Here is a 15,697-nt window from a genome sequence, read left to right on the forward strand (position 1 = left end):
CGCCCATTCCTTCTGCACCCAAAAGTCCATGGATCCCCTCTGATCCACCAGAGAGGCCCGAGCGGGGCTCATGCGAAAGCCACCCCCAATGGACCGGCGAAGTATGGGATGAGTACCGGAGTAATTTAAAGGCTGAAGCCGAAGAGACCCTGGACCAAGCAGTTTTTCCCCTGGAAGCCGGTTTGCCCTACGAAATCGGACGGAAGGCTCTCCTTCAGGGCTTTCCAGTTCTAGAGGAAGCCATTGCCCTACTCGATCAGGCCCTGGAAGATCACAAAGCCCGGGAGAAGGAGATTCTGGAGCACCTGGACCAGGCAGCAGGGGTGGCTGAGAAACGGGGGCGGCTGCAGCGGCTTTTGGTCAGGCTAGAGCGTGGCCAGGATCTAGAAGAGGAAATCGCTCGCCTTGAGGAGGATCTGACCCCCATAAACCAGGCGCTTGAGGAGGGTGACATGGGCCTTTTCCTGGCGAAAGATCCCGAAGCCGTAGAGGCCCAAAACCTTTTGCAAGATATTCGCGCAAGATTTGAAGAAAACCATAATCGATGGGTGAAGGAGGTGGACACTCCCCCCCCTCCTCCTCTTCCTTGGTGGAAGAGGCTTTTTAGGCGACGGCAGGGCCTCCGCGAGGAAAACCGCCAATTTCTCCGTAAGCAGCTCTGTGATCAAGCCTGGGACCTGTTACACAAAGCCGAGGAAGCTCAGTCGCAGTACACCCAACGCTTCGTACACTACCTGGATCGTTGGCAGGAAATGGTGCTGGTCCGGGCTCAAAGGGTGGCTCTGGAAAGGGAAAGGGAGCGAGCCAAGAGGGCGTGGGAAGCCATCGTGAGCTTCAGGTTGCCGCAAGAAATGCCTGAGGACAACCCCTTGGTCATCCGGATCCCCCGTCGGCTGCGGTCCAGCGACCCCCTTTTGAAGCGTGAAGCGGAGAAGTTGGTAAGAGAGGGGGCTCTTGAGGCTTTCTGGGATGGTGATGAGGAGGACTTTCGGCAGGCCCTTGGAGAGCGGGCTCAGAGGGTGGCGGAGGCTCTGAAGGGGCAGAGGCTAGGAAATGTGGGGGAGGAAGCTTGGTTTGCAGCTGTGGCTGCCGCCGCTCCTCGAGTTTTGGTGCGCAACTGGCCTGAACATCGCCAGTACGCCTATGTGTTGGGTCCAGCTCCCGAAGTCCGTTGGGGAGAAGCTTATGATCGCGAGGACTGGTTTCCGGGGGAAAACGTCCTCATCCGTCTGATCTACCCTCTGGCCCCCGAGCAGCTTATAGAAGAGGAAACCTGGGAGGCTAAGATCAAGAAAGAGGCCCAAGCTCAATCCCAAGAAGATTCTGCTCCATCCGGAGCAGCCTCCCGAGAAAACACCGAAGTGGTACGAGAAAACCCCCTTTTGGATGAGCTCTTAGGCTAAGGGAGGAACTGTGAGCTTTCAAGAAAAGGCCCGAAACGTCTTCCAAGGGCACGTGGTGGAAAAGAATCTTTCACAGGAAACGGTATTCCACCGCGTCCCCCGCTTTGTGGTGGAGTATCTGCTGGCCAAATTAGGAGGGACATCAGAAGCGGTAGACAAGGTGCGGAAGCTCCTAGAGGAACGGTATCTGGGTTCGGAGCACCAGGAATGGGTCAAGGACCGATTGCTCAGATCAGGGCGAATGGTCCTTATCGACCGCCTCGAAGTCCGGGTTGACCTTAACTCGGGTCGGCACCGTGGATTCCTTCCCAGCCTGGGAGAAATCGAGGCCGAAGTAGACTACACCTTGCCGGAAAAGCATCCCGGAGTCCTCTATGGCATGTGGGGGACCCTAGAACTGATTTACGAAGGAGGCCGAAGAAAGGTGAAAGTGAAACAGTTCATCCCCTTTCAAACCAGCCTCACCACCCTCGAGCCCTACCTCGGAGCCCGCCAGGCTTTTACTGAGGAAGAATGGAGAGACTTCCTCTTGGGGAGCGTGGGTATCAACCCTGAAGCTCTGAGCGAAAGACAAAAGATGCTTTATCTGGTCCGCTTGGCTCCCCTAGTAGAACCAAACCTCCACCTTATAGAGTTGGGGCCCCGGCAAACAGGGAAAACTTACTTGCTCAGGAACCTTTCTCCAGAAGCCTTCGTGGTTTCCGGAGGGAAGGTGACCCCCGCGGTTCTTTTTTATCACCAGGTGACCCGTAAGCCAGGCTTAATCCCCACTTATCAGGTGCTCATCTTTGATGAAATTGCCCACACTGCTTGGGAGGATCCTTCTATTCTTTCCATTCTTAAGGATTATATGGAGTCGGGTCAATTCAGCCGTGGTGGAAGGACCCTAACCTCCGATGCCTCTTTGGTCTTCCTGGGAAATACCGATAGCCCAAAGCCTCCTCTGACTCGAGTCCTACCCCCAGGACTCAATGGAGATACAGCTTTCTTGGATCGAATACATGGCCTTCTTCCTGGACACGAATTCCCCAAAATTACACCTGAACTCCTGTATAAGGGACCCGGCCTTGTGGTGGACTACCTAAGTGCTGCCTTGCGAAAACTCCGTCCCCGAGATTTCCAACCCGACCTTCCCCTTCCCGGAGGACTCACTCAACGTGACATCCGGGCGGTGAAGAAGTTGGTTTCCGCCCTACTCAAGCTCCTCTACCCCAATCGGGACTGGCCCCAGGAGCGTGCAGAAGCCTTGGCTGAACTAGCCCTGGAGCTTCGGGGAAAGGTGTACCAAGAGATGAGCCATAACAATTCTGAAGAGTTTCCCCCTGAGAAGCTCTCTTTGTTCTCTCCCCAGAAGAAAGAGATTTCAGAAAGCCCCAGCCTCTCCTGGGAAGAATTTTTCCCCCTGGTCGACGAGTCCTATCACCCTCTCTTCCAACGTCTTAAGGAAAAGGGTGTGCCTCCCCCTACCGAAGGTCCCGAGGACTTACCTGGTCCGGAGGGAGCAATGTACCAGAGCCTGGCCCGTTGGGGGGAGAAGCGGCTCTTACCCTCTGGAACCCCAGGGGAAGGCTTCCAGGTGTCTCCAGGCACACCGGTGGATGAAGTACTGCGTTTCCTAGATGAATGATGCTTATCGATAAGATCAGCCCTTTGCGAACAGAAGCACTCTTCCGAGAAGAGTTTCGTTTCAGAAAGATCTCCCTTGTAAACAGGCTGAGAGGAGAGTGATGCCGTGTCCTTTGGTTTCGCTGACCATTTTTTTAAGGCCCTGGAAAAGCTCACTAGGAAAGAGCAGGACCTGGTTCGGGAAAAGGTTTTCCTCTTTGTGCAAGACCCCAAACATCCTAGCCTAAAACAGCATCGGCTAGAAAGAATTCAATCCAGAGAGTTCTGGTCCCTTTATGTAAACAAGGATCTCCGCATCATTCTTTATCAAGGCAACGAGGTGGGATGGGTCTTTGCCTATGTGGACCACCACGACGAGGCCTACCGGTGGGCGAAAAACCACCGGGCGGAGATCCACCCCCAAACGGGCGCACTTCAAATCTATAAGGTAGTTGAACAAACCAAGGTCGTTGTCAAGGAAAAGGTAATCCGTCCCGTACTGGCCAACTACAAGAAGGACTATCTGCTGGAATTAGGCGTCCCTCCTGCTTACCTCAAGCCCCTTCTACATGCGGAGGAAGACCAGTTCGTGGAACTTATCTCTGGGCTGCCCCAGGACGTGCAGGAACGCCTACTAGAACTCATAGATGGAAAACCTGTGCTTCCTCCTCCTCGGGTGTCCACAGTAGAAGATTTGGCTGCCCATTCTTTAAGCCGGCAGCACATCCTGTTTATCCAGCGCTTGGAGGACCTTCGTCAGGCTCTCAACTACCCCTGGGAACGATGGATGGTATTTCTCCATCCTGCCCAGAGAGACGCCGTGGAACAGCACTTTCAAGGCCCTGCCCGGGTTACAGGACCGGCTGGTACCGGAAAAACCGTGGTAGCTCTGCACCGAACAGCTACTCTTGCCCAGAGATATCCCAGTAGCCCCATCCTTCTTACCACCTTTAATAGGGCCTTGGCTATCCGACTTAAGCAGGCTCTGGAGCTTTTGTTGGGAGAAATTCCCCCCGAAATCACGGTGGAAAACCTCCACGCGCTAGCCCGCTCCTGGTATGAAAAAACCTTCGGGCCGGCAAAGGTATTGGAGGCAAAGGAATACCGGCCAAAGGTGCTGGAGGCGGGAAAGAACCTAGGCTTCCCGGATCCATTCCTAATTTCTGAGTTTGAATTTATGGATGTCTGGGGTCTCTACACCTGGGAAAGCTACCGTGGTTTCCCTAGGACTGGAAGAGGAGTTCCCCTCACAGCTCGTCAGCGTTTGGCGATTTTCAAGGCTTTTGAACCAGTGTGGCAGGACATGTGGGATCGGGGCGAATACACTTTCAACGGCCTTCTTCACAGGGTACGCCAAGCCGTGGAGGACGGGACTTTATCCCGCTACCGTGCTGTAGTAGTGGATGAGGCCCAAGATTTTGGCCCGCCAGAGCTAATGCTGGTCCGAGCTCTGGCGGAAGAAGCGCCCGATAACCTCTTCTTTGCCATAGACCCCGCCCAGCGGATCTACAAGCAGCCACTTTCGTGGCGAGCCCTAGGTATCGAAGTAAGGGGGAGATCCATCCGCCTGAAAGTGAATTACCGTACGACCCGAGAGATCGCCGGTGCGGCTGAAGAAGTCCTACCCCCAAAGGTCGAGGAAGAAACCCGGGAGGTTCTTTCCCTACTTACAGGGCCCCAGCCACGCGTACAACCCTGTCTAAGGAAAGACCAGTGCTTGGCTGAACTGGTGCGCTGGGTGCGTTGGCTTATAGATAAGGGAGTTCCGCCTCAAGAAGTGGCGGTGCTTTCCCGTCTTCGGCGGCTATCGGAGGAGGCGGCGGAGGAACTTAAAAAAGCCGGTCTTCCCGTGGCCCGCATTTCCGAAACGGAAAAGGGAGGGATCGGCGTGAGCTACGGAACCATACACAGCGCCAAAGGCATGGAGTACAGAGCCGTAGCCGTCCTCGGAGTCAACCAGAAACTTTTTCCTTTGGAAAGCCTTCTGCGAAAAGCCTCTTTCGATTGGGAACGCGAGGACCTCAAGGCCAAAGAGCGTCATCTCCTTTACGTAGCTTTATCCCGAGCACGGGAACATCTGTGGATCGGCTACTGGGGGGAGCCAAGCCCCTTTCTTTCTTCGTAACTGGATTCCTCCATAAGAACCTTGGCACGGGGGGACCTCCTGCTTTAGCTGGTGGGGGAATGCACCCCAGGGATAGTCTCTTCGTTAGTTTTAGCATCGTAGTATAACCCTCGCGTGGGAGTCAGTCCGGGCCGGGCCGAGGGTGTAATCCCTTCGTTTGCTACCTTTAGCTCACAACTCCACCCCTGCGATCCTGAGCAAGGCATGACTCCGCACCAGGTTGTGGGCCAGCAGGATGAGGTTTACCCGGGCCAAAAGGGATCGAAAGCGCCTGCCCTCTAAGCGGTGGAGCCCTAGAGAGCGCACCAGCACGCTGAAGCGCGTCTCGATTCCGTTCCGCACCTGGCCCATGAGGGGCTTCCAGCCCGTCCCCACCCGCTGACCTCCTCGCAGCCGGTAGGGCGGTGTTTTCACTCTTTCACCCAGCGAAGGCCCCGGTCTCCCAGAACCAGGGCAAACCGGGAAAGGTCGGTCACTAAGGGCTCCGCCCAGGTCTCCCGGGCGTTGCCGGGAAGGATGGCCCAGTGTTCGCAGCAGCCTTCCTTGTCCATCACCGCCGCCAGGCCAAATCCGGAGAAACCCCCTAGGGGACTCGGCCCACCGCGGCCTGGGGCAGGGCGTGGGTGTGGATGCGGTGGCCCCGGGCCAGGCGGACAAGGAGGGGGGAAGCGTTCCTCAGCACCCTGTAGAAGCGAGAGTGGTGGAGGTCTGGGAAAAGAGGAAGAGGTGGCAGTAGGCCTGGGTGATCAGGCGGCAGCCCCGCTAAAGGTCGAGACCGAACAGAACGACCCCTAGATGAAGGTGGCGATGATCAGGTCTGCAAGGTTAGCCCTACACGGGCTGACCGGGGTCAAGATAGTAGTGGGGCTGTTCGCGATCGTTCCTCATCACAGCCACCTTTGCTTGATAAAAGCTCTTAGGTCAAGTAGCAAACGGGGGAATGTTACCGGGACCTTGCCATCCTGAAGGGCCACCAGAAACCTGTCGAAGTCTTTATCGTTCTGGGCTGCGTAGAACTGCACCCAGAGCTCCGTCCACCCCCCTTGACGCACCGGGAAGGGGCGGTCCAGGCCCATGAGCTGGGTGATGTGGTAGTCGGGGTCGGGCGGTGAGGTGTTGGGAAGGGATGAGGGTCCGGGGTTGCAGGCTGTGAGGACGAAAGCTACCGGGAGAGCAAGGAAAAGAAAACGCTTCATACGAAGCCTCCTCCGCTTCGACAGCTTATGCAATGCTTTGCGAAAACGGCACTACTTTGACCCTCTTAGGGGCTATAACGGCCATCACGTCCGGTAGCACCAGCCTAGTGCAAGCGCTGGCTCTTGTGGAAAGGCCGGTGCTCATCCAAGGCTTGCTGGAGTTCTAATAAGGGGTCACGGACCTCCTCTTGCATGGGGTTGCCTGCCACCCGCAGAGCCATCTCATCCAGCGCTTCCTTTGCTTGTTCTCGTTCTTCAGGGCTTTGATTTGGGCGTTGGGATCTTTGCCTTTTAGAGCAGCCTCCTCGCCCTTCAGGAACCGGTCGCGCCGGGCTGACTCCGTGCCTCCTTGAGCTCAAGGATTCCCCAAGTTGTCCCTTGCTCTAAGGGCGGCCGGTTGTGGTCGGATCCAAGGGGCTCCACCCGAAGGGGCGGTTCGATCACCGACGGGCCTTCCGCAACTGCTCGAGCAGTTCGGGCACTGGCCGGGCGGGGCGGGCGAGCTCGGCGGCGAGGTGCTCGAAAGCAGCCTCGGCCACCGCCACGTGCTCGATACGCCGATGCTCGGCGAGGATTCGGCGGGAGGCCTCGAGGGCGCAGACCACCACGAACTCGCTCACCAAGGATCCACTCACCCACGCGGTTCGCTCAATGAGCACCTTGTGTTCGGGGTTCAACGACAACTGAGATCTTGCACTTATACAGCCCCTTGAAAAAGGGCGCGGGGAAGCCCTTGATTAAGGGCGACCATGAAACCCCACGCCCAGGCTTTATTCTCCCGCGTGCTGGCGATCTTTTCCACCGCTCACCAGAAGCAGAACTTCCAGGCTCTTCTCCGGCTCTTCCTGAGGGGTGAAGGCAAGCCCCTGCCCCAGCACAGCCCAACCCGCTCGCCTTCCGCCCTCTCGCGCTTTTTGAACCACGGCAACTGGCCCACCTGGAGGCTCGCTCTTCTCTTGCGGGAGTCCAGCTTTAAAGCCTTCACCGAGTTCGCCGCCGCGCGAAGGGGAAGGAAGCCGAGGCCCCTTTTGATCCTGGACCTCACTAGCTTGGAGAAGGCGGGAAGCTTCCCCGAGCTTGGCCGTTGGCTCCAGGTCTTTCACGGAACCCACGGGGTGCACCTGGTGGTGCCGCTCTTGGTCTACGGCTCCCTCCGCCTGCCCTTTGGCTTTACCCTCTGGCGGGGAAAGGGCTCGCCCTCGCCGGCCAAGCTCGGACTCCGCCTTCTTGAGCAAGTTCCCGCCTGGCTCTACGCCTATCGTCCTTTGGTACTGGCCGATTCCGCCTTCGCCTCGGCGGCGTTCCTCAAGGGGGTCAAGGCCATGGGGCTTGATGCTGTCGTGGGCATGAGGAGGGACCGGGCTTGGCTTCCCTGGGGGAAGCTTGAGTACCTGGAGTCCCGACGCCAGGGGCATGCCCTCTGGCTTCAGGGCCTTCCCTTCCCGGTGTGGGCGGCGAGCTTTTACCTGCGGCGCCCGGAGGGGAAGGTGGAGAAGCGCTTCGTGATCAGTACCGAGCCCATGAAACCACCTGCCTTGGTTCGTTGGGGCCGGCGTCGCTGGAAGATCGAAGCCTACTTTAAGGTCATGAAGCAGCGGTTTGGGCTGGGGCGGTTCGGGCAGAAGCATCCGGTAGGCGTGTACCGCTTTTTGCTCCTTAGCTTCCTGGCCTTTCTTCTGAGCCAGCTGATGGAGCCCCTTCCCCCTACCGGTGAAGCCCCCGACTGGGGCATGCGAGCCGAGATGGCGGCCGTACTCCTGCTCTTGCCCCTCCTTAACCTAGAGCTCTTGATCGAGCGGGAGCGGTTGAGGCGCATGGCCCGGGAGTTAAGAGTGGGGCCTGAAGCAATGGGATCGAGCTTGGATTATGCATGAGGTGGAAAGGTGCAAGATTTCAGTTGAGTCCTGCCGAGTCTTCTTGAATCGTCTGCATACCCGCTTCCACCTTACTCTGACCATGAACCTAATGTTGCCAAGACGTAGGCGTTTGTCGACAGGTATTCCTGCGCCACCCTTTGCACATCCTCCCCAGAAAGGGGGTCCCGAAGGGCGCCTTTTGTAGCCTGCGAACGACCTCGCGCAGGGAGGCCCGACGGGCGCGCATGGCCGGAAGGCGGACGTGCATGGCCACCGAGCGAAGGATGCGGTTGGAGTAACGAGCAATACTTATAACTTGACAAAAACTCCTCATTTCCAACTTCGCAGGGGATTTTCAAGGTCATATTGGTCTGGCCCAATTCATCGCTCCTCACCCTTCTCCGCTTCTCGTCCCTTTTGGTTGGGTTTTGATGTGGGAATGAAGAAGAAGCACATAAGTGTTCTTCTGTAGTAGTCTGGAGCCATGGACCTGCGGCCCCGTACGGCGCCCCTCTTCCCCGAGGAGGACTCGCCCTGGACGGATCCGGAGAAACGCAGGGCCCTGGTCAAGGAGGCCCTCGAGACCCGGGACCTGGAAACGATCCTCGAAGGCTATGGCATTTACCTCGCCCTTCAGGGCGTGGGGCCCGCCAGGTCCGTTTACCAGCATCACATCAAGGGGTTTTTCACCTTCGTCTGGGGCACCCTGGGGCGCAAGGGTCTCGAGTGGGACGCCGGCGACGTGCGCCGCTACTTCGATTACCAGGGCAAGCGAGGCTCGAAGAAAACCCTTCAGCTCACCGCTTCTGCGCTCCGGCGCTTCGCCGAGTTCCTGGAGTGGGCCGGAATGGGCTGGCCCGCCCACGTCGAGATTCCGAGCATTTTCGCGGCCAAGAAGACCCGCCCCCTCACCCCGGAGGAGCTGCGCTTGTTCTTCCGCCGCCTCGCCGACTACCCCTCTTCCTGGCAGAAGGTGCTCGAAGGGGTCGCCACCGTCGTCACCCAAAGTGGCATGAAGGGCGTTCAGGCGTTGCGGCTCGAGGTGGCTCAGATCGACCTTTCCGTCCGGCGCCTCGAGCTCGTGGGCGTACGCATCCCCCTGAGCCGGGACGCCGTGCGCAAGCTCTCGGACTACCTCGCCTGGCGGGACGCGGTGATGCGCGGCCGCCCCATCCACCCCCTCCTTTTCGTGGACCCGCGGGGACGGCCGGCGGACTACACCGTCTTCCGCAACCACCTCCGCAAGTTCGTCGAATGGGCCGAGCTCGAGCTCCCCGGAGGCCATCTGCGAGCCCTTCGGGCCACGGGGGTGCAAAGGCTGGTCCAGACCCTCGGGTCCATGGAGGCGAAACGGGCCCTTCGGCAGATTCGTTCGTTCTGGTAAACCAACGCGCCGCGCGCATCCCCTGAAAACTAGAAAAGGAATGCCCATGTGCTTACCGTTTCCGTCAGGCCGCTAGATGGAGGGGCCTATAGTCCAATGCCCACCCACTTAGAGGCTGCGCATCGACCGGACCTTCGTCGCGATGCTCGATCGACGCTTCGTGCTGCGAGGACCGTCCCTGCGAGCTGGCGGATGACCTCGAGGAAGCTGCTGGCAGCGCGGATCGAGGGACGGGGACTACTACTGCATTACTGATGAACTGAATTACGGCAATACTGGATACAGTAATGAAGTAGGTTGTCTCTCATTCCAGCGTGTTGAGAAGCCTCGAGGGGCCTCACGCGTCCGGGAAAAGAGGCACGAACAGACCCCCCTCCCTGTCAACCATCCATTCGACGTCATGAAACCGCCACCCCTTGCTCACCAGCTCCGCCTGGCTCAAGGTGAAACTTCGGTAGTGGCCGCTGTTCACCCATCCCTTCGCGCGCCGCTCCGCGCTCTTTCTCAGCAAGTCGCAAAACGGGCGATAGACCCAAGCCCTCTTCTGCTTGGTCCCATCGAGCTTCTCGTGCAGCTTTGGCTGAGCGCCACCAGGCGGACACAGCCCTTTGTAGCTCCCCTCGGCGACGAAGCGGACCGCGCCGAGGAGGAGGTCGGTGACCTGTATGAACTCGCTGTCCTCGAAGTCCCGGGCTCCCGAAGCATGGCTGGAGGGGTTGGAGTCCACGGCGCGAATCTTGAACCCGGGCGCGATGGAAAGCCCGGGGCGAAGCTTCCATCGAAGGCGCTCAACCACACGAGCCTCGTCCACAGGCCTCTAACCTTCCCCATTGCCTTCCCGTTATGCCCTGGGCGTGAAGCTCCCCGTTGAACCTGACTTCCCCGCGTATCTGCTGAACCCTAGCAAGAAACTCGGCCCTCGGTGCAAACACCGAGGGCTCCCGCTCAGCTTCGAGAAGCAGAGGGTCTTCCCGCGGCCGATCGAGGTCCAGCTCCTCGGGTACCACGAGGATTCCGTGGGCGTGGCGCTTCCCCTCCTTCAGCTTGGCGTCTTTGGTTTCGTCGTGATAGAGCCAGACTCTAAGGCGCGCGCGGGGCTTTGGACCTCTCATTGGCCCCAGTCTCGCCCGCTGATGCCGATTCCACTAGCGATTTTCCGCTTTCAACCAGCACCACCTCCACCGTGAGGCCCCCGGGGCGGGCCTCCGGGTAGGATCGCGCCGTGCCCGAGGTCAGCCGCTTCTTTGGGATCGTGGTGAAGATGTTCTACAACGACCACGAGCCCCACACTTCCACACCCAGTACGGCGGCCAAATAGCCCTTGTCTCCATTCGGGACCTAAAGGTTTTAGGAGGCTCCCTTCCGCCCCGGGCCCTGGGTCTGGTCATCGAGTGGGCAGTGCTTCACCAGGAAGCGCTGATGGAAAACTGGGAGCGAGCCCGCCGCACGGAGCCCCTGGCTCGCATTCCGCCCTTGGAGTAGGCTGGTGGGGAAGATGCCTCTTGTGAGGATCGTGGAGGTCAGGCCCCTCGAGGGCCACAAGCTCTGGCTCCGCTTCGACGACGGGAGCGAGGGCGTGGTGACGTTTGACGAAGCGGAGTTCACCGGGGTCATGGCGCCCTTGAAAGAGCCCGCGTTCTTCGCGCAGGCCTACGTTGAGCCCGAGTTCGGGGCGCTCGCGTGGCCGGGGGAGATTGAACTCGACCCCCTCGCGCTCTACACGCGGGCGACCGGAAGGCCGCTCACGGAGAAGGCGCCCTCGTAAGCAAGGTTTATCCATCAAAGCCCTCGAGGACGAGGACTAGGATTACCGCATTACTGCATGCAGTACATCAGCAAGCGGACCGGCGGCGGCCAGTCCCACGAGCCGCCACGCGACCAAGGCCGGACAAGAGAAGGAGCCTACCTGAAACCCTAAGGGGCCCTGGCCAGGTCCTTTGCTCCCTCCACCACGACGACTTCGACCGTCACCCCCTCGGGCGTGACGTCGCGGATCTTGACCTCAGCCACGCGCCCGGCCACGGGGGAGCGGACGAGCTGGGCCTCGAGGCCATCCACCTTCCCCTCGGCCTCGGCGAGCTTCACCCGGGGCTCGGCCCCAGCCTCCACCAGGTGGCGCAAACGCGCCACCTCATTCCTGGCCCGGGCCAGGCGGTCCCGGAGGTCCTTGCGCCGGGTCCGCCACGCCTCCTCCAAACGCTGTATTTCGTCCTCGAGGCGGCGGGCCTCTCGCTCCTTCTCGGCGGCCTGGTCCGAGAGCTCCTCGAGGGGGAGGTCGTCGGTGTAGCGGGCCGGGGGCTCGCCCTCGTCCACCTGGTCGCCGGGGCGCACCAGAAGCCCGGCCAGGCTCGGGAGGTTCTTGATCACTACCGGATGCACCCGGGGGAGCGCCGGGAGGGCGGGGAGCACCAGGTCCTGGGCCTCGCCGGGGGCGAACTCGGCGCGGACCACCAGCGCTCCGGCGCGAACGAGCTGGCGGAAAGGGGAACGAGATCCTCGGGGCGGGCGGCGTGCAGGGAGAGCCGCGTCCGGCCCTGGCCCAGAGCGCGAACGCGGGGGTAGGTCCCGGGCGGCGTGACCAGCGGCGGCGCGGGAGCGGCCAGCTCCAGCTCCCCGGTGACCCACACCCGCCAGGCGCTTCGGAGGAGGGCGGCGAGCAGGTGGCCCACCAGATGCCCGGCGAGGTCGAGGCGGTAGGTGCGGAGCTCCACCCGCTCCGCGGGGTAGGCGCGGACGCGGTAGGCCACCACCTGGCCGTCCCGGCTGACCTCGAGGGCGCGGCCCAGCTCGTCCTCGATGAGGATGCCCCGGCGGCCCACCGCCTCCACGACCCGGAAGGTGCCGCGGACGCGCTCCTGGGTCACCCGGTTGAAGCCGTCGAGCCGGACCAGGACGGCGCGGCCGTCCCGCCACTTGAGGTAGTCGGCGACCGCGGTCTCGGGAGAGGCGACCAGGTGGCGGAAGGCGGTGTCGAATCCCAGCCCGGCAAGCGGCCAGAGCAGGAAGGCGGCGAGGGCGAGCAGGAGCGCCAGGGTGGCCTCCTGGGGGCTGGCGTAGCGGACGCGAAGGCTCCGGGCGGCGAAGAACCAGAACTGCAGGCGGAGCGGCCAGAGAAGGGGGACGCCGTTGACGTTCAGGGTGTCGAGAAGGAGGTGGCTGGCCCAGCCCGCGAGCAGGGCGCCGCGGGGCCCGGGAGGCAGGGGGAGGGTCGCGACCGCGAGGAGGGCGAGGAAGGGCAGCGAGTGGGTGAGGGTACGGTGGCCGAAGCGGCGCTCGAGCCAGGACGAGAGGGGACGGGCGAACCTGCCCGGGCCGGAGGTGGTGGTGTCGATGTCGGGGAGGACGGCGCCCCAGCCGAGGGCGAGGTACTCGGCGGGCCCGAGCTCGACCCCGAATCCCCGGAGAAGGCTCGCGGCGAGGGCCGCCCCGGCGAGGTGGGTGCCCGCGGTCATCGCCGGTTCCGGGTTACTGTATTACTGCGTTACTGTATTCAGTAAGTCCAGGAGAGGAGCCATGGCGGGATGGGAGCGTGCGCCCCGAAAGGCACCTCCCGCCCGTGAGTGACCGGACGCCGGTCAGGGCCGGATCGGGGCGGCGCGCTCTCCGGCGCACGCCCCGCCCGTGACCGGAGCGAGGAAGTCCGTCCGGCACCGGCCATCTATGCGTCCCCCGGCGGAGGCAGGGCGGCCCGCCGGCCCGGTGATGTATGCGATGTATGATGGGTGCGTGGTCCGGAAGCAGGTCTACATCCGGGAGGACCAGGAGCGCCAGCTCAAGCGCCGGGCGCGGGAGCTCGGCGTGCGCGAGGCCGAGCTGATCCGCCGGGCGCTCGACCGCTTTCTCGCGGGCGAGGAGGAGGGCCCCCTGCCCCAGGCGGAGGAGGCGCTGGCCGTGTTCCTGGAGGCGTCCCGCGCCCTCGCGGGGAAGCACCGCCTCCCCGAGGGCTGGCGGTTTGACCGCGAGGCGCTCTACGAAGAGGAAGCACGCTGGAGATGTTGAGCGGTACCTGGTTGACACCAACCTCCTGATCTACCCTCTGGACGCCCGGGACCCCTGGAAGCAGGAGCGGGCGGCGGCCGTCCTCCGGCACCTCGCCCGGAGGGGGAGCGCCGCCCTGCCCGTGCAGGCCCTCTCGGAGTTCGCGAACATCGCCCTCAGGAAGCTGGACCCCCGCTCCCGTCCGGGCGCGTGGCGAGCCTCGTCGAGCGGCTGGAGCTCGCCTTCCCGGTCCTGCCCCTCTCGCCACCGGTGGTGCTCGAGGCCCTCCGGGGCGTCGAGGCCCACGGCCTCACCTACTACGACGCCCAGATATGGGCGGTGGCCCGGCTACAGGGCATTCCCGTGGTGCTCTCCGAGGACTTCCTGGCGGGGGCGGTCCTCGGAGGCATCCGCTTCGTCAACCCCTTCGCCCGGGACCTCCGGGTGGAGGTGCTCTAAGGGGGCACCGGCCTACTGCTTTGCGGGGTTACTGCGTGCAGTAAGTACGGAAAGGACCCCCGGCTAGCGCAGCCCCTCCAGGAGGGGCTCGTCGCCGGGCAGGCGGCCCGAGAGGGCAGCGCGGACCGCCTCCGGGGGCACACGGGCGGCCTCGGAGAGGCGGAGGAAAGCAAGGGCCAGATCCAGGTTGGCGCGGTAGAGGTCGAGCTCGGCCCGGGAGAGGGCTTCGGCGGAGGAAAGGAGCTCGGCCCGGGTGGCGGCTCCGGCCCGGTAGCGGGCGCGCTCGGCCTCGAGGGCGGCGCGGGCAGCCTCCAGCCGGTCGCTGGCCTGGCGGGCAGCGGCACGGGCGCCGAGGTAGGCGAAGAGGGCCCCGGCCACCCTCCGGCGGAGGGCGAGCTCCTCGGCGGCCAGGCGGGCCTGGGCGGCTTTGAGGGCGGGGGAGCGGTCCCGGAGAAGGCTGGCGAGGTCGAGGCGCAGGGCGAGCGCGTAGCCGGGACGCACCTGGTCGAAGTCACCGCGAAGCTCCAGGCTGGCCCCGGCGGAGGCCGGCGCGATGGGGGAGGCCCGGGCCTCGAGGACCGCCGGATCGCGCTCCAGGGCCAGGGCGTAGAGGTAGTAGAGGCTCTTCAGGTCGCGGGGGGTAAGGGCGGTCTGGCCTCGAGCGGAGAGGGCGAAGAGAAGGGCCAGCGCCACGAGAACGAGGGGGAGAACGTAGAACCAACGGGCGGAGCCCGCCGAGGGGGGCGGCCGCCAGATCACCGCGTCACCACCGCCTTTCGCAACCAGGGTGAGAGGACGACGAAGGCCGCGACCCCGATGCCGCCCATGACGTAGAGGTCCATCTCCCCCCTGGCCAGACCCAGGTAGCGGGTGGCGATGGCCGCCCCGCCCAGGACCAGAAGCAGGGGGGCGAGCGCGACCCCGCGCTCCTCGCGGTGGGCCAAGCCCTCGGCGTAGCCGGTGCCAACCTCGCGGTTATGCACGATGTCCTCCGCGCTCACGAAGCGCACCAGGCGCTCGATCTCACCGGGGATCCCTTCGGCGAGGGCGAGGACCCGGGCGGTGTAGACCCCGGGGTCCTCGGCGACGACCCCGTAGCGCCGGACGAGGGCCTCGACCAGCTCGCGGCTCTCGGCGGGGGCGAGGGGCGGGAGGTCCACCCGCTCGAAGCGGGACCAGAGCCGCCGGAGGGCGGGCTTTCGCAGGGTCTCGGGGTACGCCCCGGCGAGGAGAACCGCCTCCTCCGCGAAGCTGGAGAGCCAGGGCACATGGGCGGCGGCAACACCGGAGGCGTCGTCCACCACTAGGAAGACGCGGGTCCCCGCCCGCTCGCGCCAGGCGCGGAGGGCCTCGAGGAGGGCCCGGGCCTTCTCGTCGTTGGTGGGGTGGGCCCGGGACCAGGCCCGCAGGGCCTCCCGGGGGGTGGGGCCCTCGGCCCCGGGGAGGGGAACCCGCTCCTCCAAAAGGCCTCCGGCGACGGTCTTCAGAAAGGCCCCGAAGGGATTCGCGCGGTCGGTCCAGACCACCGGCCCCCACTCCCTGAGGGCGGGGATGAGGGCCTCGAGGAGGGCGGTCTTGCCGTATCCGGGGGGACCGACCAGGACAACGCTCCGTCCCGACCGGGCGGAGAGGAGCACCGCCCGGCCCTCGGCCTTCCGGCTCACCAGGCTCACGGAACCATTTTACTGCAT

At 62.9% G+C, this 15,697-nt stretch carries 16 protein-coding genes and 1 pseudogene; 9 read left to right on the plus strand and 8 right to left on the minus strand.

All coding sequences use genetic code 11. The features are described 5' to 3' along the window. The first annotated feature begins 182 nt into the window (after window positions 1–182). The 3 genes from ACZ48Y_RS10195 (at window position 183) to ACZ48Y_RS10205 (ending at window position 5,133) form a co-directional block, all read left to right on the plus strand. Window positions 183–1,403: a hypothetical protein gene (locus tag ACZ48Y_RS10195; RefSeq protein WP_464742939.1), complete on the plus strand. Its 1,221-nt coding sequence runs from the start codon at window positions 183–185 to the stop codon at window positions 1,401–1,403. A 10-nt stretch (window positions 1,404–1,413) separates the two neighbouring features. Beyond that, window positions 1,414–3,030: a BREX system Lon protease-like protein BrxL gene (gene brxL / locus ACZ48Y_RS10200; protein ID WP_464742941.1), complete on the plus strand. Its 1,617-nt coding sequence runs from the start codon at window positions 1,414–1,416 to the stop codon at window positions 3,028–3,030. A 105-nt stretch (window positions 3,031–3,135) separates the two neighbouring features. Then, complete coding sequence (locus ACZ48Y_RS10205; RefSeq protein WP_464742943.1) at window positions 3,136–5,133, plus strand: 3'-5' exonuclease; 1,998 nt, start codon at window positions 3,136–3,138, stop codon at window positions 5,131–5,133. A gap of 171 nt (window positions 5,134–5,304) precedes the next feature. Here the strand turns inward: ACZ48Y_RS10205 and ACZ48Y_RS10210 are convergent. The 3 genes and pseudogenes from ACZ48Y_RS10210 to ACZ48Y_RS10220 all read right to left on the minus strand — a co-directional run. Further along, window positions 5,305–5,848, minus strand: a pseudogene (locus ACZ48Y_RS10210) (transposase family protein); the annotation flags it as partial. Between the two features lie 172 nt (window positions 5,849–6,020). Next, window positions 6,021–6,329, minus strand: coding sequence for a hypothetical protein (locus ACZ48Y_RS10215; RefSeq protein WP_464742945.1), 309 nt, complete (start codon window positions 6,327–6,329; stop codon window positions 6,021–6,023). A gap of 440 nt (window positions 6,330–6,769) precedes the next feature. Further along, window positions 6,770–7,012, minus strand: a complete 243-nt coding sequence (locus tag ACZ48Y_RS10220) for a type II toxin -antitoxin system TacA 1-like antitoxin (protein WP_464742947.1) — start codon at window positions 7,010–7,012, stop codon at window positions 6,770–6,772. A gap of 66 nt (window positions 7,013–7,078) precedes the next feature. On the opposite strand from ACZ48Y_RS10220, the gene ACZ48Y_RS10225 reads away from it, so the two are divergent. Together ACZ48Y_RS10225 and ACZ48Y_RS10230 are read left to right on the plus strand one after the other, a co-directional pair. Further along, complete coding sequence (locus tag ACZ48Y_RS10225) at window positions 7,079–8,203, plus strand: transposase (protein WP_464742949.1); 1,125 nt, start codon at window positions 7,079–7,081, stop codon at window positions 8,201–8,203. A gap of 466 nt (window positions 8,204–8,669) precedes the next feature. Next, entirely contained in the window at window positions 8,670–9,569 is a 900-nt protein-coding gene (locus ACZ48Y_RS10230; RefSeq protein WP_464742951.1) for a hypothetical protein, read from the plus strand. A gap of 337 nt (window positions 9,570–9,906) precedes the next feature. Here the strand turns inward: ACZ48Y_RS10230 and ACZ48Y_RS10235 are convergent, their stop codons facing one another. Next, window positions 9,907–10,365, minus strand: coding sequence for a hypothetical protein (locus tag ACZ48Y_RS10235; protein WP_464742953.1), 459 nt, complete (start codon window positions 10,363–10,365; stop codon window positions 9,907–9,909). A 533-nt stretch (window positions 10,366–10,898) separates the two neighbouring features. Between ACZ48Y_RS10235 and ACZ48Y_RS10240 the strand changes: the two genes are divergently transcribed. Both ACZ48Y_RS10240 and ACZ48Y_RS10245 read left to right on the plus strand, forming a co-directional pair. Beyond that, window positions 10,899–11,051 (plus strand): DUF4160 domain-containing protein, encoded by a 153-nt coding sequence (locus tag ACZ48Y_RS10240; RefSeq protein WP_464743076.1) that lies wholly within the window; start codon window positions 10,899–10,901, stop codon window positions 11,049–11,051. Window positions 11,052–11,073: 22 nt separating this feature from the next. Then, window positions 11,074–11,334 (plus strand): DUF2442 domain-containing protein, encoded by a 261-nt coding sequence (locus ACZ48Y_RS10245; protein ID WP_464742955.1) that lies wholly within the window; start codon window positions 11,074–11,076, stop codon window positions 11,332–11,334. 149 nt (window positions 11,335–11,483) lie between these two features. Here the strand turns inward: ACZ48Y_RS10245 and ACZ48Y_RS10250 are convergent, their stop codons facing one another. Beyond that, window positions 11,484–12,020, minus strand: coding sequence for a hypothetical protein (locus ACZ48Y_RS10250; protein WP_464742957.1), 537 nt, complete (start codon window positions 12,018–12,020; stop codon window positions 11,484–11,486). Further along, entirely contained in the window at window positions 11,936–13,021 is a 1,086-nt protein-coding gene (locus ACZ48Y_RS10255) for a metal-dependent hydrolase (protein ID WP_464742959.1), read from the minus strand. Before ACZ48Y_RS10255 ends, ACZ48Y_RS10250 begins: the two co-directional genes overlap by 85 nt. Window positions 13,022–13,295: 274 nt before the next feature. Between ACZ48Y_RS10255 and ACZ48Y_RS10260 the strand changes: the two genes are divergently transcribed. Both ACZ48Y_RS10260 and ACZ48Y_RS10265 read left to right on the plus strand, forming a co-directional pair. After that, on the plus strand, window positions 13,296–13,568 hold the full coding sequence (locus ACZ48Y_RS10260) for a ribbon-helix-helix domain-containing protein (RefSeq protein WP_464742961.1): 273 nt from the start codon (window positions 13,296–13,298) through the stop codon (window positions 13,566–13,568). A 189-nt stretch (window positions 13,569–13,757) separates the two neighbouring features. Continuing rightward, window positions 13,758–14,006 (plus strand): PIN domain-containing protein, encoded by a 249-nt coding sequence (locus ACZ48Y_RS10265; RefSeq protein WP_464742963.1) that lies wholly within the window; start codon window positions 13,758–13,760, stop codon window positions 14,004–14,006. 63 nt (window positions 14,007–14,069) lie between these two features. Here ACZ48Y_RS10265 and ACZ48Y_RS10270 read toward each other — a convergent pair whose 3' ends face one another. Both ACZ48Y_RS10270 and ACZ48Y_RS10275 read right to left on the minus strand, forming a co-directional pair. Then, window positions 14,070–14,765 (minus strand): TolC family protein, encoded by a 696-nt coding sequence (locus tag ACZ48Y_RS10270; protein ID WP_464742965.1) that lies wholly within the window; start codon window positions 14,763–14,765, stop codon window positions 14,070–14,072. Continuing rightward, on the minus strand, window positions 14,762–15,679 hold the full coding sequence (locus ACZ48Y_RS10275; protein ID WP_464742967.1) for an AAA family ATPase: 918 nt from the start codon (window positions 15,677–15,679) through the stop codon (window positions 14,762–14,764). Before ACZ48Y_RS10275 ends, ACZ48Y_RS10270 begins: the two co-directional genes overlap by 4 nt. Window positions 15,680–15,697 lie beyond the last annotated feature (18 nt).

This window comes from Rhabdothermus arcticus (genome assembly GCF_055382915.1).